This window comes from Lentzea flaviverrucosa, assembly GCF_003350445.1.
Lineage (GTDB): Bacteria > Actinomycetota > Actinomycetes > Mycobacteriales > Pseudonocardiaceae > Lentzea > Lentzea californiensis.
Map to the genome: position 1 here is coordinate 48,445 of NZ_QQAU01000004.1, position 17,491 is coordinate 65,935.

The 17,491-nt window shown below is 71.3% G+C and carries 16 protein-coding genes; 10 read left to right on the forward strand and 6 right to left on the reverse strand.

Annotation, left to right across the window (positions count from 1 at the left end):
* The first annotated feature begins 77 nt into the window (after positions 1 to 77).
* The 6 genes from DFR72_RS46855 to DFR72_RS13860 are packed head-to-tail and all read left to right on the forward strand — an operon-like array spanning position 78 to position 3,693.
* Positions 78 to 530 (forward strand): low molecular weight protein-tyrosine-phosphatase, encoded by a 453-nt coding sequence (locus DFR72_RS46855; protein ID WP_281273324.1) that lies wholly within the window; start codon positions 78 to 80, stop codon positions 528 to 530.
* Positions 509 to 1,240: a fructosamine kinase family protein gene (locus tag DFR72_RS13840; protein WP_245982915.1), complete on the forward strand. Its 732-nt coding sequence runs from the start codon at positions 509 to 511 to the stop codon at positions 1,238 to 1,240. The genes DFR72_RS46855 and DFR72_RS13840 overlap by 22 nt, the downstream gene beginning before the upstream one ends.
* Positions 1,237 to 1,788 (forward strand): DUF1349 domain-containing protein, encoded by a 552-nt coding sequence (locus tag DFR72_RS13845; RefSeq protein WP_090065754.1) that lies wholly within the window; start codon positions 1,237 to 1,239, stop codon positions 1,786 to 1,788. Before DFR72_RS13840 ends, DFR72_RS13845 begins: the two co-directional genes overlap by 4 nt.
* Positions 1,789 to 1,842: 54 nt before the next feature.
* Positions 1,843 to 2,298: a helix-turn-helix domain-containing protein gene (locus DFR72_RS13850; protein WP_090065859.1), complete on the forward strand. Its 456-nt coding sequence runs from the start codon at positions 1,843 to 1,845 to the stop codon at positions 2,296 to 2,298.
* The gene (locus tag DFR72_RS13855) at positions 2,299 to 2,853 is read left to right on the forward strand and encodes a PIN domain-containing protein (protein WP_090065753.1); all 555 of its coding nucleotides are present in this window, start codon (positions 2,299 to 2,301) and stop codon (positions 2,851 to 2,853) included. It begins immediately after the preceding gene.
* 21 nt (positions 2,854 to 2,874) lie between these two features.
* Positions 2,875 to 3,693 carry an SURF1 family cytochrome oxidase biogenesis protein gene (locus DFR72_RS13860; RefSeq protein ID WP_090065752.1) on the forward strand — a complete coding sequence of 273 codons (819 nt, stop codon included), beginning with the start codon at positions 2,875 to 2,877 and terminating at the stop codon, positions 3,691 to 3,693.
* Here the strand turns inward: DFR72_RS13860 and DFR72_RS13865 are convergent.
* Positions 3,601 to 4,533 (reverse strand): cobalamin biosynthesis protein, encoded by a 933-nt coding sequence (locus DFR72_RS13865; RefSeq protein ID WP_090065751.1) that lies wholly within the window; start codon positions 4,531 to 4,533, stop codon positions 3,601 to 3,603. The two genes, DFR72_RS13860 and DFR72_RS13865, sit on opposite strands and share 93 nt — an antisense overlap.
* Positions 4,534 to 4,605: 72 nt before the next feature.
* Between DFR72_RS13865 and DFR72_RS13870 the strand changes: the two genes are divergently transcribed.
* Genes DFR72_RS13870 through DFR72_RS13880 form a run of 3 tightly spaced genes read left to right on the forward strand, consistent with a single transcriptional unit; the run spans position 4,606 to position 11,299 of the window.
* Complete coding sequence (locus DFR72_RS13870; protein ID WP_090065750.1) at positions 4,606 to 6,078, forward strand: DUF2397 domain-containing protein; 1,473 nt, start codon at positions 4,606 to 4,608, stop codon at positions 6,076 to 6,078.
* Positions 6,075 to 7,274 (forward strand): TIGR02678 family protein, encoded by a 1,200-nt coding sequence (locus tag DFR72_RS13875; protein ID WP_090065749.1) that lies wholly within the window; start codon positions 6,075 to 6,077, stop codon positions 7,272 to 7,274. The genes DFR72_RS13870 and DFR72_RS13875 overlap by 4 nt, the downstream gene beginning before the upstream one ends.
* The gene (locus DFR72_RS13880; protein WP_090065748.1) at positions 7,271 to 11,299 is read left to right on the forward strand and encodes a TIGR02680 family protein; all 4,029 of its coding nucleotides are present in this window, start codon (positions 7,271 to 7,273) and stop codon (positions 11,297 to 11,299) included. Before DFR72_RS13875 ends, DFR72_RS13880 begins: the two co-directional genes overlap by 4 nt.
* Before the next feature lie 160 nt (positions 11,300 to 11,459).
* Here DFR72_RS13880 and DFR72_RS13885 read toward each other — a convergent pair whose 3' ends face one another.
* Both DFR72_RS13885 and DFR72_RS13890 read right to left on the reverse strand, forming a co-directional pair.
* On the reverse strand, positions 11,460 to 12,200 hold the full coding sequence (locus DFR72_RS13885) for a maleylpyruvate isomerase family mycothiol-dependent enzyme (protein ID WP_211335426.1): 741 nt from the start codon (positions 12,198 to 12,200) through the stop codon (positions 11,460 to 11,462).
* On the reverse strand, positions 12,197 to 12,808 hold the full coding sequence (locus DFR72_RS13890; protein ID WP_090065747.1) for a TetR/AcrR family transcriptional regulator: 612 nt from the start codon (positions 12,806 to 12,808) through the stop codon (positions 12,197 to 12,199). The genes DFR72_RS13885 and DFR72_RS13890 overlap by 4 nt, the downstream gene beginning before the upstream one ends.
* A 53-nt stretch (positions 12,809 to 12,861) precedes the next feature.
* On the opposite strand from DFR72_RS13890, the gene DFR72_RS13895 reads away from it, so the two are divergent.
* On the forward strand, positions 12,862 to 13,881 hold the full coding sequence (locus tag DFR72_RS13895) for a DUF2399 domain-containing protein (RefSeq protein WP_090065746.1): 1,020 nt from the start codon (positions 12,862 to 12,864) through the stop codon (positions 13,879 to 13,881).
* Here DFR72_RS13895 and nudC read toward each other — a convergent pair.
* The 3 genes from nudC to DFR72_RS13910 are packed head-to-tail and all read right to left on the reverse strand — an operon-like array spanning position 13,870 to position 17,491.
* Positions 13,870 to 14,826: an NAD(+) diphosphatase gene (gene nudC, locus DFR72_RS13900; RefSeq protein WP_090065745.1), complete on the reverse strand. Its 957-nt coding sequence runs from the start codon at positions 14,824 to 14,826 to the stop codon at positions 13,870 to 13,872. The genes DFR72_RS13895 and nudC overlap by 12 nt on opposite strands.
* Positions 14,823 to 16,211, reverse strand: a complete 1,389-nt coding sequence (locus DFR72_RS13905) for a M16 family metallopeptidase (protein ID WP_090065744.1) — start codon at positions 16,209 to 16,211, stop codon at positions 14,823 to 14,825. The genes nudC and DFR72_RS13905 overlap by 4 nt, the downstream gene beginning before the upstream one ends.
* Positions 16,208 to 17,491 carry a M16 family metallopeptidase gene (locus tag DFR72_RS13910; RefSeq protein WP_090065743.1) on the reverse strand — a complete coding sequence of 428 codons (1,284 nt, stop codon included), beginning with the start codon at positions 17,489 to 17,491 and terminating at the stop codon, positions 16,208 to 16,210. The genes DFR72_RS13905 and DFR72_RS13910 overlap by 4 nt, the downstream gene beginning before the upstream one ends.

The following is a 17,491-nucleotide window of genomic DNA, read 5'->3' on the forward strand; positions in this document are numbered from 1 at the left end:
CTCCATGTCGTTTGTCCGTACATCTTGCGACAACGGTTGAGCGTTACCGTGCGGCGGCACCACATAGGCTGCTCGACATGCACGTCTCGTTCGTCTGCACCGGCAACATCTGCCGGTCCCCCGTGGCAGCGCTCGTCTTCCGGGAATGGTTGTCCCGGGAAGGATTGTCGTCGGAGGTCCGGGTGTCCAGTGCCGGGACCGGCGGGTGGCACGTCGGCGACCCGGCCGACCCGCGCTCGTTGAAGACGTTGGCGGACAACGGATATCCCGTCGACCACGTGGCCGCGCAGGTCGGCGCCGAGCACCTGGACGCGGATCTGCTGGTGGCACTCGACTCCGGTCACGCCCGCGCGTTGCGCCGGATGGCCGATCCCGAACGGGTGCGACTGCTCCGTTCGTTCGACCCGGACGCCGACGACGTGGACGTGCCGGACCCGTACTACGGCGACGACGCCGGGTTCGCCGAGGTGCTGGTGATGATCGAGGCGGCGATGCCGGGGCTGGTCACGTGGGTCCGCGAGCGGCTCTGAGGACGAAGCACCAGTCACCCCAGGGCACCGCCGCCGAGGCCGCGGGCCTGCGGTGGCTACGTGTGGACGGCGGCCCGCCGATCCCCTCGGTGCACAGCGCTTCCGGGGGCACGCTGGTGATCGACGAGATCCCGGCGGGCGAGCCGAATCTTCAGGCGGCCGTGACCTTCGGCCGCCGGCTGGCCACCCTGCACCTCGCGGGAGCCCCGGCGTTCGGCTCCCCGCCTCCCGGCGGCCCGCGCGAGGCCACGATCGGCCTGGCCGAGATGGTCAACGAGCCCGCTCCGGAGTGGCCAAAGTGGTTCGCATCACAGCGAATCGCGCCGTACGCACGGCAGGCGGGCATCGACGTCGGCGAGGTGTGCTCGCGGATCACCGAACTCTCCGGTCCGCCGGAACCTCCCGCACGGCTGCACGGCGACCTGTGGAGCGGCAACGTCCTGTGGGGCGCCGACGGCCAGGTGTGGCTCATCGACCCCGCGGCCCACGGCGGCCACCGGGAGAGCGATCTCGCGATGCTGCAGCTCTTCGGCTGCCCGTTCCTCGACCACGTGCTCGGCGCCTACCGGGAGGTCGCGCCGCTGGCAGACGGCTGGCAGGCGCGGGTGCCGTTGCACCAACTGTTCCCGCTGCTCGTGCACGCCGTGCTGTTCGGCGGCGGATACCGCTCGCAGGCCATGGCCGCGGCACGCGCAGCTTTGCAAGGATGACGTCCATGGACCTCACCGGCTGGACGTGGCTCAACGAGCCGCAGAAGTGGTCTCCCACCCCGCTGACCGTGCACGCCGACCCGGGCAGCGACCTCTGGCGCCTCACCGGCAACGGCATCACCCGCGACAACGGCCACCTCTACGCCCTGAGCCTCACCGGGGACTTCACCATCACCGCCACCTTCACCGGCGAGTACGCGGCGCAGTACGACCAGGCCGGCGTCGGGCTGCTGGCCGACGGGGAGACCTGGATCAAGGCCGGGGTCGAGCTGTTCGACGGGGAACTGCGGGCCAGCACGGTGGTGACGCGGGGCTTCTCGGACTGGAACGTCGCGCGCGTGGAGCCGTTCGAGCGGTTCACCGTCAGTGCCGAACGCAGCGGTGACGCGGTCTGGGTGCGGTACGGGACCGACGGGCAGGAGCCGGTGACGCTGCTGCGTCAGGCGTACTTCCCGCCTGACGTGGAGGTCAGGGTGGGGATCATGGCGGCGAGCCCCGAGGGCGAGGGGTTCGTGACCCAGTTCCACGAGGTTCAGCTCACCCGATAGCGCGTTGCGTTTGCTTCGAATACTGCGGATACTTCGATCAGGGAGGTGGTGTGGATGAGTGCAGCATTGCAACCGGTACAGCCTGACAGTGAGGACATCGTCACGGCTGACGCAGCACTGCCCACGGTCAAGGCGTACCTGAACCTCCACCGGGAGAACGACGACCTGGTCCGCGTCCGCGTTGAAGAAGACGGCGAAGTACTGACGCTGCCACGCGCAGCTGTCGAGGTTTTCACGCAGGTGCTCGCCTACATGGCCGCAGGTCATGGGGTGGTCGTGGTCCCCGTTGACGCGGAGCTGACCACCCAACAGGCGGCCGACCTGTTGAACGTCTCCCGGCCGTACCTGATCGGACTGCTCGAAGCCGGTGTGATCGAGTACCGGAAGGTCGGCAAACACCGCCGGATCAAGGCTGTCTCGCTGACGGAGTACCTGCGCAACGACGACCAGCGCAGGCGCCAAGCCGCGGACGAGTTGTCGGCACTCACGCAAGAGATGGGCCTGGCGTAAGTGAGCTTCGTCGTCCTTTACGACGCCAACGTCCTCTACCCGAACACGCTGCGAGATCTGCTCATCCGAATCGCGGCATCTGGTCTCGTCCAGGCGAAGTGGACTGACCAGATCTTGGACGAGGTGTTCAGGAACGTCCGCAAGAACCGACCTGACCTGGCATGCGACGTGCTCGACCGCACTCGAGTCCTGATGGTGAAGGCCGTCCGAGACTGCCTGGTCAGCGGGTACGAACCGCTGATCCCCATGCTGGATCTGCCGGACCCCGACGACCGTCATGTGCTCGCCGCCGCGATCCGGACCCGCGCTCAAGTGATCGTGACCGACAACCTCAAGGACTTCCCGGAAGAAGCTTCGTACCCCTGGGACATCGAGCCCAAGTCGGCGGACGACTTCGTCAGCGACCAGATCGGGCTCGACGCCAAGGTCGTGTGGAGCTGCGTCCAGCAGATCGCGAACTCGTGGCGCAAGCCACCGGGCACGATCGGGGACGTCCTCGCCTCGCTCGAACGCTGCGGGTTGGTGCAGTCAGTGGCCGCACTCAGGGCGCTCTGACCGGTCATCTACCGTGAGGACGTGCGGTTCAAGTTCCTCCTCAAGCCGGGCTGGCTGGCGCTGACCCTGGCCGTCTGGGTGTTCGCGGGTGCCTGCATCTACCTCCTGTCGCCGTGGCAGTTCGGCCGCAACGACGAACGCCAGGAGCAGAACTCCGCCATCACCAAGTCGCTGAAGAGCGATCCCGCCCAGTTCGGCGCGAAGCACGACGAGTGGCAGAAGGTCGAGATCAAGGGCCGCTACCTGCCGGAACTGGAAGCGCTCGCACGGCTGCGCACGGTTCAGGGCGAGGCGGCGTTCGAGGTCATCACGCCGTTCGAGACCACGACGGGCCACCGGATCCTCATCGACCGTGGGTACGTCCGGCCGATCAACGGCATCAAGCCACCGAACTTCGACGCGCCGCCCACCGGCGAGGTCACGCTCATCGGGCTCGCCAGGCCCAACGAGTCGAACGACCAGCCCGCGTTCGAGCAGGACGGCCGCAAGCAGATCTACTCGATCAACAACAACGCGGTCGGTCCGGGCATCGAGCCCGGCTACTACCAGCTGATCGAGAAGCAGCCCGGTGCGCTGGACACGTTGCCGCTGCCGCGGATCGAGTCCGGGCCGTTCTTCTCCTACGCGCTGCAGTGGATCGCGTTCGGCGTGATGGCGGTCGGCGGCTGGCTGTACTTCACGATCCGCGAGGCGCGGCCGGGTGGCGTGCTCTACGAGGGCAGGAAAAAGAAGAAGTCGATCGCCGAGCTACTTGCGGAAGAGGGCGATGACGGCGCTGACGAAGCCGGCACCGAAGCCCACGACCCGGGACAGCTCCACGGCACGCGTCACGTGCCCTGAGTCCGGGTTGCGGCCGTGGCCGAGGACCGGGCGCTCTTCCACGCCGTGCGAGTAGACGGTGCGGCCGCCCAGCCTGATCTCCAGGGCGCCCGCGAAGGCCGCCTCCACCTGGCCCGCGTTGGGCGACGGGTGCGCTGACGCGTCACGGCGCCAGGTCTCCAGCGCCTGCGAGGCCGAGCCGCCGACGACCGGTGCGCCGCCGACCGTCAGCAGGGCCGCCAGCCTCGACGGCACCAGGTTCAGCAGGTCGTCGAAGCGGGCCGAGGCCCAGCCGAACCGCAGGTAGCGCGGGGACCGGTGGCCGACCATGGCGTCCAGGGTGTTCGCCGCGCGGTAGCCCAGCAGGCCGGGGACACCGGCGACCGCACCCCAGAACAGCGGTGCCACGACGGCGTCCGAGGTGTTCTCGGCCACGGACTCCACGGTCGCGCGCGCCAGGCCCGTGGTGTCCAGCCGGGACGCGTCACGGCCGCACAGGCTCGGCAGCCGCGTCCGGGCCGCGTCCAGGTCTCCGTCGGCCAGTTCCCGGCCCATCGACGTGCCCTCGGTGGCCAGCGAGTTGCCGCCGAGCACCGTCCAGGTCGCGAGGGCCGTGGTCGCCGTCTGCAGCAGCCAGTGCTTGCGCGAGGCCCGTTCCACCGCCACGCCGAGAGCCACGGTGCCGCCGACCAGAACGGCGGAGTAGACGGTCCCGGCGGCCTGCGAGTCGGCGTAAAGCCGCTTCTCGAGGGCCGCGGCGGACGAACCGAATGCCGCTACCGGGTGAAATCGGCGCGGATCGCCGAAGACCGCGTCCGCGGCCACGCCCAGCAACAACCCCAACGCGCGCCCCGCACCCACGGCATCCTCCCCAGCTCGTCGAAGGCACGGTAGCGCCGCGTCGGGCGAGCGCGCGCATTAGGGTGGCCGGTCGTGGAGCACAAGCGGCTGAAGCTGTACGCCTATCTGGACGCGCGCGATCACCAGCGCACGTACCTGGCGATCATGCGGCTGTTCACCTCCACGCTGCTGGCGGACCTGAGCGCGGGCGAGGTCGCCGGCGCGCTGGCCGGGCAGGAGCGCGAGGGCCGCGTCGAGCAGGGCGAGAGCCGCATCGAGAACGTCATCAACCGCCTCAAGCAGCTCGTCGAGTGGGGCAACCTGGTCCAGGGGCGGCGTGAGGTCGTCGCCGCGAGCATCGCCGAGTTCCAGCACGGCAGCGTGCGCTACCAGGTGTCCAAGCTGGCCGTCCGCGTGCAGCGCGACGTCGACGAGCTGCTCAGGGTCCCCGAGGGCGCCCGCGAGGTCTCCCGCGAACTGCTCCCCGCGATCGAACGCGGCCTCAACGAGCTGGGCGGATCGCTGTCCGTCGCCCTGCTCAACGAGGGCGACAGGACCAGGGAGCTGCTGGCCGAACGCGTCACGACGCTGTTCCTGCAGCACGCCGAGCTCGCCGCGACGGTCCGCGACTTCTACGCCTACCTCGGCCAGGTCGTCACGAGGAACCACCTGGCGCCCGAGGAGATCGCGGGCTTCCGGAACCTGCTGGTCGAGTACATCCAGCGGGTCGTCGAGGACGTCCTGAAGTACACGCCCCCGATCGCGGAGGCCCTGGCCGGCCTCACGAAGGCCCGCACCGAACTCCTGCGGCTCCTCGGCACCGACCTCGGCCACAACGTCGAACGCGCCCGCGGCCGCACGCCGGAGGACTGGCAGGAGCTCACGGACTGGTTCGTCGACCGCCCCGGCCGCCCGAGCCAGGTCACGGCCCTGCGCGAGGCCACGGCCCGCGCCATCGGCAGCCTGCTGGCCAGCGTGAAGCGCGCGACGTCCGGCGGCGGGCTCCTGCCGGGCCGCCGCGCCGAGCTGCTCAAGCTCGCGAAGTGGTTCGACACCTCGACCAGGGAACAAGCCCACGAGATCTACGCCTCCGCGTTCGGTCTCTACAGCTCCCGGCACCTCTCCCCCGCGCCCGAACACGACTCGGACAACGAACGCACGCCGTGGCGCGACGGCCCGGTCTGCGACGTCACGGTGAGCGTCCGGACCCGCGGCGACCGGGGCGGGCGCGGCAGGCCGTCCCGGATCCTCGACGACCCGATGACCGAGCAGTCGCTGCTGGCGGAGGCACGCGAGGCGGACGAGATCCGCGCGAGGCACGTCGCGGAGCTCACCAAGGCCGCCGGAAACCTGGAGAACACGACGCTCACGCACGGCGCGCTGGAGGTCTTCTGCGAGCTGCTGACGCTCGCGATGGCCCAGCGCGACTCCCCGAACGACAGCGGCTCGGCCAGCGACCCCGTGCGCGGCCTCGAACTGGAGATCGCCCGCGGCACGACGACCCGGATCAGGTCGGCCGCCGGGACGCTCACCCTGCACGACGCAACGGTGGCACTGAAGCGATGAACCACTTGGACAACCTCTCCGACATCGACGCCGCCAACGTGGTGCGGTGCGCACGAACGTTGCTGCGCAGGCCAATGCTCCGCACCGACGGCCCGGACGGCGAACTGCTCAGCCTCGTCTACCGGCACCGCGCGACCCTCCAGGACCTGTTCGCGGGGCTGCTCGGCTACCGGCTGGTCGTGGAACGCCGGTTCGCGCGCCTGTACAAGTCCGGTCCAGGCCACGACGACACGCGCGGTGTGCTCAGCATGTCCCCGCGCGGTTACGCGTACCTGGCGCTGACGCTCGCCGTGCTCACCGGCATCGGCCGGCAGACGCTGCTGTCCCGCCTGGTCGCCGACATCCGATCCGCCGCGGCGGAAGCGGGCATCAACGCACCGGACGACGTCACCGAACGGCGTGCGCTCACCGCGGCCCTGCGCCACCTCGTGTCCCTCGGCGTGCTGCAGGAGACCGAGGGTTCGGTCGCCCAGGACGTGCTGCCCCAGGAAGCGCTGATCACCATCGACACCGACCTGCTGGGCCAGCTCGTGACAGGCCCGGTGGGCGAGGCCGAGAGCCCGGCCCACCTCGTCGAACTGGCAGCCCGCCCCGGTCCGCGCGGCATCGAGCACGCGGTGCGGCGCAGGCTGGTCGAGACACCGCTGGTGCTCTACGCGGACCTGCCGGCCGAGCAGGCGGACTGGCTGCGCCGCAACCAGCGCAAGGAGACCGCGTTGCTGGAGCAGGCTTTCGGCCTGCACACCGAGTGCCGGGTCGAGGGCGTGCTCGCCGCCGACCCCGAGGACTTCCTGACCGACCTGTCGTTCCCCGGCGTCTCGACGGTCGCGCGGCTCACGCTGCTGGCCCTGCCCGAGCTGCTCGACGGCGAGGAGGAGGACGCGCCCGCACGGCACGTCGTCACCGCCGAACGCCTCCGCGAGGTCTGCGCCGGTCTGGTCGAGGACTACCCCGCGGCGTGGTCGAAGCAGTTCACCGACGACCTCGACCGGCTGGTCGCCGAGGTGACAGAACTGTTGCGCCGCATGGGCTTGGCCGCGCGAGCCGACGACGGCTCGTGGTCGGTCAGCGCGGCCGCGCACCGCTGGCTGCCGTCGCCCGACGGCGACCCGGAACGAGAACAACAACAACCGGAACCCGTTGTGGTGCCCGAAGTACCGAGCTGGTCCCTGTTCGACGAGGAGAACGTGTCATGAGCAGGTGGCGGCTGCACCGCGGCGGCGTGGTCAACATCTGGCAGTACACCGAGCAGACGTTCGACTTCTCCGGTGGCCGCGCGATCTTCCAGGGCACCAACGGGTCCGGCAAGTCCCGCACGCTGGAGCTGCTGCTCCCGCTGTGCCTCGACGGCGACCTGCGCCAGGTCGGCTCGAAGGGCTTCGACACGGTCAGTCTGCGGCGTCTCATGCTGGACGACTACGACGGCGGCCCGAACCGCATCGGCTACACGTGGGTCGAGCTGATCCGCGAGGCCGCGGACCACTCCGGCAACGAGTACCTGACGTGCGGCCTGGGCGTGAAGGCGTCGAAGACCTCGCAGGCCATCACGGACTCGTGGCGCTTCGTCACGCCCCTGCGCGTCGGCACGGAACTGCAGCTCGCGGGTGCCGAGCGCGTTCCGCACGGCCCGGCGCAGCTGCGGGACCTCATCGGCGCGGACTGCATGTTCGAGGAGCCGGCGTTCCGGGCGAAGATCGCCGAGACCGTCTACGGCGTGCCGGCGGCGCGGTACGGCGACCTGCTGCACCTGCAGCGGACACTGCGCAACCCGGACGTCGGCCTGAAGGTGCTGGAGGGCCAGCTCGAACAGATCCTGAGCGATGCCCTGCCGCCGCTGGACCAGGCGATGGTCGAGCAGCTCGCGACGTCGTTCGACGACCTGGAGTCGATCCGCGAGAACATCGTGCGACTGTCCTCTGCGGACAGTGCGCTCGGCACGTTCCTCAAGACCTACAGCGACTACGCGTTCGGCGGGCTGCGGTCCGCGTCGGAACGGCTGGAGGCCGCCGAGAAGTCGGTGGCCAAGCTGCGGCGAGAGCAGTCGAAGCTCACCCAGGAGCTGGACCTCACGCGGATGGAGCGGGCGGCGGCCGAGCAGGCGCTGACCGACATGGAGACCGGCGAGCAACAGGCCGAGGAGACCATCGCGGCGCTGAAGGAACTGCCGGCGTTCCGCGACCTGCAGGACCTCAAGACGCGCGAGAACCTGGTGGCGGAGAAGCGTTCCTCCGCCGTCGCCGCCCTGGAGACCGCCCACCGCCAGCGCGCCCAGGAGGAGGCGGCCGTCGACAACGTGCTGCGCCTGCTGCGCCGCCTCGCCGAGGACCTCCAGGCCGCCGACGCGCTGAGTGAGCCGTTGCGCGAGAACCTGCGCCTCGCGGGCATGGACCCGGACCTCGCGCCGGACGTGCCGCAGGTCCCGGCCGCCGAGGCAGGCGTGACCACGGCTTCGGTGCGGGCCAAGCCGGACCCGGAGGCCGGGCCGCTGCCGATCGAACGCCGCGTGCCCCCGGCCGCCGCGACCGAGGACGTGCTGGCCGCGCTGACGTCGGTGGTCGACCAGACCTCGGGCATCGCTTCCCTTGCACGTCAACGGGGTGCGCTCGCCCTGGCCCTGCACGAGCAGGCGCTGGCCCTCGACGCGCGGCAGCGCGAGGTGGAGTCGTTGCGGCAGAAGGCCCGCGACGCGCAACTCGGTGCGACCGAGTCGACCTCGTTGCGCAACCAGGAGGTGCAGGAGCTGGCCGAGGTCGTGCAGGCCTGGCTGGAGCAGGTCGAGGTGTGGACGTCGAGCGGCCCGCTGCTCGACGAACGCCCCGCCGAGGCCCTGAAGCTGCCGCGGACCGCCGATCCGGCCGTCGCGAGGACGCTGAGCACGACCGCCCGCGAGTGGGCGGCACCGCTCGTGCAGACGGCCCGCGACGCCGCGCACGCGTTCACCCAGCAGCGCAGCGAACTGCGGGCGCGGCTGGACACGCTCGACGAGGAGCTCGTCGGCCTGCGTTCGGGCAACGAGCGCGTGCCGGTGCCCGGCCAGTACACGTCGGCGGACCGCGACTCCGCCGCCGGAGCGCCCTTCTACCGGCTGGTCGACTTCGTGCCGGCGCTGACCGACGACGAACGGGCGGGGCTGGAGGCGGCGTTGCAGGCGAGTGGCCTGCTGGACGCCTGGGTGACCCCGGCCGACGCCGACCTGAGCGACGTCCTGGCCGTCCCGCGGCCCGCCGTCGACGGCCGTTCCCTGGCCGACTACCTCGTGCCGGCCGTCGAGGGCTCGCCGGTGCCGGAGTCCTTCGTCGCCGACCTGCTCAAAGCGGTGTCGCTGGACGACATGACCACGACCGGCGACTGGCGCACGGGCGTGCTGACCGGCCGCTGGACCAAGCCCGAGGCCGAGTTCATCGGCGCGGGCGCGCGGGAGGCCGCCCGCGGCCGCCGCATCGCCGCCCTGGAGGAGGAGCTCGCCGATCTGCGCGACCGGCTCGGCACCGCCGAGGACGAACTGGCCCGCGCCCACGAGCACGTCGCCACCTGGGAGGCGCACCTCGCGGCGTTCCCCGGCGACGGCGAGCTGATCGCGAAGCACAGCCGCGTCCAGGCCGCCGAGGAGTCGGCGGCACGGGCCCAGCAGCGCACGTTCGAACTGCGGGAAGCCCTGGAGAACGCCAACTCCCGGCTCGAGGCGGCCCGCGGTGAGCTGACCCGGCAGGCGGGCGACGCCGACCTGTCGTCCGACACCGAGGCGCTGCGCCAGGCCCAGGCCGCGGCCGCGGAGGCCCAGCGGACCGCGGACCTGCTCGGTGACGCGGTGAAGAGGCGGTGCCAGGGCACGATCTCCGACCTCACCGACGCCTCGCACCGCTACCACGAGGCCGTCGCCGACCGGCAGACCGCGGAGGCCGACGCCGACAGCCGCTGCGTCGACCACGCGGCCCAGGCGGGAACGCTGGCCGAGCTGACCGACGCGGTCGGCGGTGAGGCCAAGGAGATCAGCGAACAGCTCACGCAGCTGGAGAAATCGCGCAAGAAGATGCGCACGGACCTCAAGGGCGTGCGCGAGGGCATCACGACCGCGCGTGAGCAGGCCGCGAAGCTGGAAGCGTTGCTGGAGAACAATTCCACGCAGGTCACCGACGCCGCCGAGGCACTCGAACGGGCCGCGGGCAACTTCCGCGCGACCGTCCGCGCCCCCGGTCTGCTGGCCGCCGCCTTCCCCGAGGCACCCGACGAAGCCCTGGTGCGCCAGGCGATCGCCGAGACCCCGGACCGGCGGGGCGGCACCGAGGCGACCGTGATCGCGAAGCTGCAGGCGTTGCAGACCTCACTGGCAGGCAGCCACGACATCGCCGCCGAACAGCACGCGGGCCTGCTCACCGTCACCGTGACCGGCGAGGAGGGCGCGAAGCCCGTCGCCGTCGCCGCCCGCCAGGTCACCACGAAGCTGGCCGAGCAGCGCGGGTTCCTCGACGAGCGGTACCAGGGCATCTTCGCCGACTACCTGATCCGCGACCTGGCCGAGTGGCTGCGCAACCAGATCACCGTCGCCGAGGACCTGACCAAGCGCATGAACGAGGTGCTCGGCCAGGCCCGCTCCAGCCAGGGCGTGCACGTCAAGCTGGCCTGGAAGTCGTCCAGCGCCCTCGACGACGCGACGAGGCAAGCGCTTGCGCTGGTGCGGCTGCCGTTCGGCGAACGCACGCCCGAGCAGGACGCCACGCTGCGCCGCGTCTTCACCGAACGCATCGAGAACGAGCGCGACACGCACTCCGGCGGCTACGCCGAGATCCTGTCGCGCGCACTCGACTACCGCACGTGGCACCAGTTCACGGTGACCGTCGCCGACACCGGCCCGGACGGCAACCCGCGCGAACGCCGCCTCCGGCAGCTCTCGTCCGGCGAGACCCGCCTGATCTCGTACGTGACGCTGTTCGCGGCCGCCGCGAGCTTCTACGACGCGGTGAGCGACGAGTTCGACCCGCTGCGCCTGGTGCTGCTCGACGAGGCCTTCGAACGCCTCGACGACCCGACCATCGCGCGCATGCTGGGCCTGCTGGTCGACCTCGACATGGACTGGGTGATCACCTGGCCGAGCGGCTGGGGCGTGTCGGACAAGATCCCGCGCATGCACATCTTCGACGTGCTGCGCCCCAAGAACGGCCGGGGCGTCGCGTGCACGCAGACGACGTGGGACGGCGCGGCCCTGGACCGGGTCGACCCCTAGGGCGTGTCCCGTAAGTCTCGTCCGCGATGGTCGCGGTCGAGGGCCCCGGAGGCGGCACCGCCGCAACACCCGGATACGCCCGGTATGAGGGCGCCGCGGCGGCACCGCCTCCGGGTCTCTCGACCGTGACTCTCATCGAACGGACTTGCGGGACACGCCCCTAGAACGGCACCTCGGTGTCCAGTGGGGCGGTCCCGCGGCCGCAGAGCGCCCGGCAGAACTCGACGGCGTCGAACTGCATTTCGGGCCCGTCCTCGCCCCAGCCGCCTCCGGCGGGCCCGGTCAGCCGCAACCTGACCGGGCTGCCCAGCCGCTCGAACCACTCGCGCACCACGTCGTCGACCAGCACGCCGTCGTGCTCGGCCGTCAGCACCATCGGGGCTCCGGTCGCGAGCGCGAGGTCGCTCCGGTGCATCCACGGGTCGCGGGTCATGATCACGTCGTTGAGGAAGCCGAGCGTCCACGCCTCGTCGCGGCCGTTGACCCGCTGGGTACCGGGCATCTTCCGCCCGCGCACGAACCGCGGCACCCGGCGCCGTCCCTTGACCGCACGCGGTGCCACCTCGGCGAAGCGGGCCACGACGGCGGCGGGTGTCAGGCCGGCGCGTTCCTCGACCTGCACCGCCGTCAGGTCGTCGATGAAGACACCGCCACGGGCCTGAGCGGCCTTGGCCTGCCGCACGCTCTCGATCATCGACGCCGACATCTCGGCCATGCCGAGCATGTGCGTGGCCATCGCACGGACGTCCCACGACGGGCAGTCCGTCGGCTTGTCCCAGTCCTGCGGCGCGAGCCCTGAGAGCAGGGCGGTGACGCGGTCGTACTCGGTGGCCGCGAGCCGCATCGCGGTCTCCCGGTGCAGCGCCGACGGACGGGGTCTGGCAGCAAGGGCGGCGGTCATCTCGAGCTCCTCAGGGACGGTCCGGGCAGGCCGACTTCGTCGGCGAACATGTCGATCACGCGGGGCAGCTGCCGCAGCCAGCGGTCGCCGCCGGGCTCGTTGGCGAGTTGCCGGTCGAGCAGGCCGCCGCACAGCGCCAGGAACAGGTCCACGTCGGCACCGTCGGTGACGCCGAGCCCGCGCATGACGTCGTGCAGCAGGCCGATGACCTCGACGGACGGCGCGTAGGCGGCGTCCGACGGCGTGAAGCCGGGGATGGCGTGCTGGTTCAGCAGCTGGTAGCGAGCGGTGTCGGCGAGCGAGAACGCGAAGAAGTGCTCGGCGATCGCCAGCACCGCCTCCCGCGGTGCCGGCGGCAGGCGGTGCTCCCGCATCTCGGCGAGGTAGAGCGTCCAGCCCTGCCCGAACATCGCGTCGTAGATGGCGTTCTTCGAGTCGAAGTGCGAGTACAGCGACGGCGACCGCATCCCGATCATGGCCGCGACCTCGCGCAACGTGACCGCACCCAGCCCGTCGCGCCGCGCGATCTCCCACGCGGCGTCGACGATCTCCCGCCTGGTTGCCTCACGCCGTTCGGCTTGCCTATCACGATTAGGCAGAACGCTCATGGTTAGGTACGGTCCGCTCGCCGGGGCTTCCTGTCAAGGCCTAAGTTGGAGTCGTGACCGAGTACGACCGCCCCGAACTCGAGGCCTTCTGGCACCTCGCCCGCGAGACGATGGAGGGCGGCGGCCGGTCGGCGTTCAGCTTCCGCGTCGAGGACGCGAGCACCGCCACCGTCCTCGGTGAACTGCTGCGCAAGCCGATCGCGCACCCGGCCCGCCGCCAGATCTCCCTGGCACGCCTGGACGAACACCTCCGCGCCCACGGCAGCACGTTGCCGGAGGTGCTGGAGTCGGTGCACGGCAGGCCGATCGGCATGTCCACCGCCCAGGAGGCCTCGACGGCGGACGCCGTGCTGAGGTTCGCGTTGCGGCAGAACGGGTTGCTGCAGGCTCCCTGGGCCGACGAGTGGATCGAGCACGTCCGCAGGTACGGCAAGATCCCGCAGCCCGCGCTGCCGATGATCGCGAACCAGGCCGCGGCGATCCTCGCGCGGCTGCACCCCGAGCCGCGGCGGTGGACGACGCGGTTCGCGTTGGCGGGCAACGACCTCGACGACGGCCGCCCGCTCGCGCGGATCGTCCACAAGGCACTGACCTTGGCGGGCCTCGACTGGGAACGAGCCGGAGTCCTCCGCGACGCCTACAGCGACCCGGTCCTCACGTCACAGGGATACCTGACGTTGAACGACTCCCCGGCAGCGCAGGAGATCACCGTCGTCCGCAACCCGCGGCTGCTCGAGTCCGGCGTTCCGGGCACGTTGGTGGTGCTCCCCCACGGCCTGACGCCGCAGGCGAAGCACCACCTCGACGGCAAGACCGTGAAGTGCCACAACGACTTCACGCCGGACGGCATCCGCGTGATGAACGAGGTCCTCGCCTGGACCGGCGGGACGGCGTGGCGGATGTCAGCGGACGACTACCGCGACGCCGTGGCCACGCTCATCGCCCGAGGCGTGGAGCTGCCGACGTTGAACAGCCGGCCGGAGGAGGCGAGCTGGGACCCCGCGCTCGCCGGGACCATGGCCACGACCGGGCTCATGGTCACCGAGGAGCACGTGCTGCCGTCACTCCTCTGAGGTGGCTCCCGACCAACTCTGCAGCATCCGGAACGCGATCGACGCGCCGCCGGCCAGACCGAGGCCCGGGATGCTGCCCGGTTCCTCGATCGCCTTGCGGACGTCGGCCCGCGACACCCACTTGGCCTCGGCGATCTCGCCCTCGGCGAGCCGCAACGGCTCGGCTGGGTCGGCCACGGCCTCGAACCCGATCATCAGCGACCGCGGGAACGGCCAGGGCTGGGACCCGAGGTACCGGATGTCGTGCACCGAGACACCGACCTCCTCGGCGATCTCCCGCGCCACGCAGGCCTCCAGCGACTCGCCGGCCTCGACGAACCCGGCCAGCACGGAGAAACGGCCCTCCGGCCACTCCGGCCCGCGAGCGACGAGGACCTGGTCGGCGCCGTCGTGCACGAGGCAGATCACCGCCGAGTCGGTGCGCGGGTACTCCTCCCGGCCGCAGCCGGAGCAGACCGACGCCCAGCCGGACTTCTCCAGCACCGTCCTGGCCCCGCACTTGGCGCAGTACTTGCCGAGCCGGTGCCACTGGAACAACGCGGCGGCCGTCGTGAACAGCCCGGCCGACATGTCGTCGAGCGTCGCACCGGCCTGCCGCAGGTCGAGCCACTGCGGCTCGTCCGTGAGCTCCGGCGGGCCCCAGGCGCGGCTGGCCGGCACCGCCTCGCCGTCCTCGGCGGGCATCAGCACGGCGAACCAGGCCACGCCGTCCTGCTCACCGAGCAGGACGGCGTTCACGGGCGGCAGGTCGCCGAACTCCAGGGCCGGCCGGTCGGCCAGCCGCGTGCCGCGATCGGCGACCAGCGTGCGGCCGCGCGTGTCCACGACGATCATCCGGGCCTTGGGCCAGAGCGCGGCGAGCTTCTCGTCGTCGCCGCGCAACGGCTCGGACCGGTCGACCGCGAAGCGCGACAGCGCGGGCAGACCGACTAGTTCGAAACTCACTGGAACGAGACCCCGCCCAACGCGGCCAGCTTCGGCTTGAGCGTCTCGGCGTCACCGACGAGCACGCCGGTGAAGTTGCCGGGGGCGAAGAACTCCAGCGCGGCCGCGGCCACCTGCTCCGGCGTGACGGCCGCGAGGCGCTGCGGGTGCGCCACCAGCCAGTCGAGGCCGAGGCCGAGCGCGACGAGGTTCACCAGGAACGACGCCAGGCCGCCCTGCGAGGACGTGCTGGTGAGCAGCGTGCCGACGGCGTAGCTGCGCGCGGTGTCCACTTCGGACTCCGACGGCGGTACGAGGCCGAGGCGCGCCAGTTCGTAGCGGGTCTCCAGCAGCGCCGCCGCCGTCACGTCCGAGGCCGTGTCGGCGTCGATCAGCAACGTCGCGCCGTGCACGGTGAACTCGGGGTGCGACCGGGCGCTGTAGGTGTAGCCCTTGTCCTCGCGGATGTTCTCGACCAGGCGCGACGAGAAGAACCCGCCGTAGACCAGGTTCGCGAGCTGCAGCGCCGGGTAGCGCTCGTCGGTGCGCGGGATCGCCTGCGCCGCGAGGCGGATCTGCGACTGCACGGCACCGGCGCGGTGCACGAGCACCAGGTCGCCACCGGACACCTCCGGCAGCGGCGGCAGCTGGACGGCCTCGCCGTCGCCCTGCCACGCGCCCAGCGCGTCGCCGATCTGGGCCACGGCGTCGGCCGGCTCGACGTCGCCGACGACGACGATGACCGAGCCGCGCGGCAGCAGTGCCTTGTGGTGCAACGCCACCACGGCGTCGCGGGTGACGGCGGCGACCTCGTCGGCCTCCGGCATCTCCTTCGCGTACGGGTGGTCGCCGTACAGCACCTTCTGCAACGCCTCGCGCGCGATGACGCTCGGCTGCGAGCGGGCGATCGTGATGCGCTCGACCAGGCGGGCGCCCTCGCGCTCCAGTTCCTCGACCGGGTAGGAGGCGCCCGTCAGGACGTCGGCCAGCACCTCCAGCACCGTGCCGAGGCCCGAGGCCAGGGCGTTGCCGGTGAAGCTCAGCCGCTCCGGGTCGACCATGGCGTCGAGCTCGCCGCCGACCAGCGCCAGTTCGGTGTCGATCTGCACGCGCGAACGCTTCTCGGTGCCGGTGAGCACGGTGTTCGCGAGGATCTCGGCCACCGCGGCGTGCTGGGAGCCGACGCTGCTGCCGGCCGGGTCCGCGAACGGGACGCGCAGCCGCAGCTCGACCATCGGCACCGTGGCGCGGCGCACCGCGATGACGCGCAGGCCGTTGGGCAGCGTGGTGTCCACAGTGGACAGCTCTGCGGCCGCCTTCTGCGATCCCAGCTCCGGCAGCGGACGGGGACCGGCCTCGGTGCGGCCGATCTCGTCTGCCGGGCGATGGGTCTTGGCGGCGGTCACTGAGCTCCTCCGGTGGGCTTGACGAACAGAAGGGCGCGGGAGTCGGGACGCAGCGCCTTGGCCGCGGCCGACACCTCGTCGACGGTCACCGACGCGATCCGCTCGGGAAGTTCGTAGATCAGCTCGGCGCGGCCGAACAGCAGTTCCGCGGAGCCGAGGCCCAGCGTGCGGTTCGTGAGCCGGTCGTGCTCCTTGTGCATGGTCGACGCCCAGCGGGCGGTGACCTTCGCGAGCTCCTCGGCCGACGGCGGCTCCTGCGCGAGCTTCTGCAGTTCCTCGTCGATGGCCGCGACGACCTGGTCCGCGGAGACCTCGGCGGCGTGGATCGCGGTGATGCTGAACGTGTCCGGGTCGCGGGCCTCGAGCGGGCCGAACAGGCCGCAGCCGGCGTTCAGGTCGATCACGATGCCCTCTTGGTGCACCAGTCGCTGCTGCAGGCGCGAGCCGTCGCCGTCCGCCAGCACGCCGGCGAGGACGAGGTAGGAGAGGTAGCCGTCGATGTCGGTGACCGGGTCGGGCACGCGGTAACCGATCGCGATCGCGGGCAGCGGGGCGAGCGCGTCGCCGTGCTCGTGCCGCACCTCGCCCTGCGGGGCGGGCTCGGCGAACGAGGGGCGCTCCGGGCGCGGCCGCGCGGGCACGTCGCCGAAGTGCTTCTCCACCAACGCCTTCGTGGTCTCGACGTCGAGGTCGCCCGCCACCGTCAGCACCGCGTTCGCCGGGCTGTAGTAGGTGTCGAAGAACTCCGCGCAGTTGTCGACCGTCGCGCTCTCCAGGTCGACGAAGTCGCCGTAGCCGTTGTGCGCGTTGGCGAACGTCTTGAACAGCACCGCGGGCAGGAGGATCCAGGGGAACCCGCCGTACGGGCGGTTCAGCACGTTGAGCCGGATCTCCTCCTTCACCACGTCGATCTGGTTGCGGAGGTTCTCCTCGGTGAGCTTCGGCGCGCGCATGCGGTCCGCCTCGAGGAACAGCGCCCGCTCCAGGGCCGCGGACGGCAGCACCTGGTAGTAGTCGGTGTAGTCGGGGTGCGTGGACCCGTTGAACGTGCCGCCCGACGACTGCACGTGCCGGAAGTGGGCGAGCTTCTCCAGGCTCTCGCTGCCCTGGAACATCAGGTGCTCGAACAGGTGCGCGAACCCGGTGCGCCCCTCCGGCTCGGAACGGAAGCCGACGTCGTAGTGCACGCTGACGCCGACGACCGGTGCGGAGGCGTCGGGGGCGAGCACCACCCGCAGGCCGTTGGGCAACGTGAACCTGTGCAGTTCGGGTGAGGCCAT

Bases quoted from the DNA above. Each gene is read 5' to 3' on its own strand.
- DFR72_RS13910 (WP_090065743.1), bottom strand. From the start codon at position 17,491: ATGGCCTCACCCGAACTGCACAGGTTCACGTTGCCCAACGGCCTGCGG.
- DFR72_RS13885 (WP_211335426.1), bottom strand. From the start codon at position 12,200: ATGACCGCCGCCCTTGCTGCCAGACCCCGTCCGTCGGCGCTGCACCGG.
- DFR72_RS13890 (WP_090065747.1), bottom strand. From the start codon at position 12,808: ATGAGCGTTCTGCCTAATCGTGATAGGCAAGCCGAACGGCGTGAGGCA.
- DFR72_RS13845 (WP_090065754.1), top strand. From the start codon at position 1,237: ATGACGTCCATGGACCTCACCGGCTGGACGTGGCTCAACGAGCCGCAG.
- DFR72_RS13850 (WP_090065859.1), top strand. From the start codon at position 1,843: ATGAGTGCAGCATTGCAACCGGTACAGCCTGACAGTGAGGACATCGTC.
- DFR72_RS13880 (WP_090065748.1), top strand. From the start codon at position 7,271: ATGAGCAGGTGGCGGCTGCACCGCGGCGGCGTGGTCAACATCTGGCAG.
- DFR72_RS13875 (WP_090065749.1), top strand. From the start codon at position 6,075: ATGAACCACTTGGACAACCTCTCCGACATCGACGCCGCCAACGTGGTG.
- DFR72_RS46855 (WP_281273324.1), top strand. From the start codon at position 78: ATGCACGTCTCGTTCGTCTGCACCGGCAACATCTGCCGGTCCCCCGTG.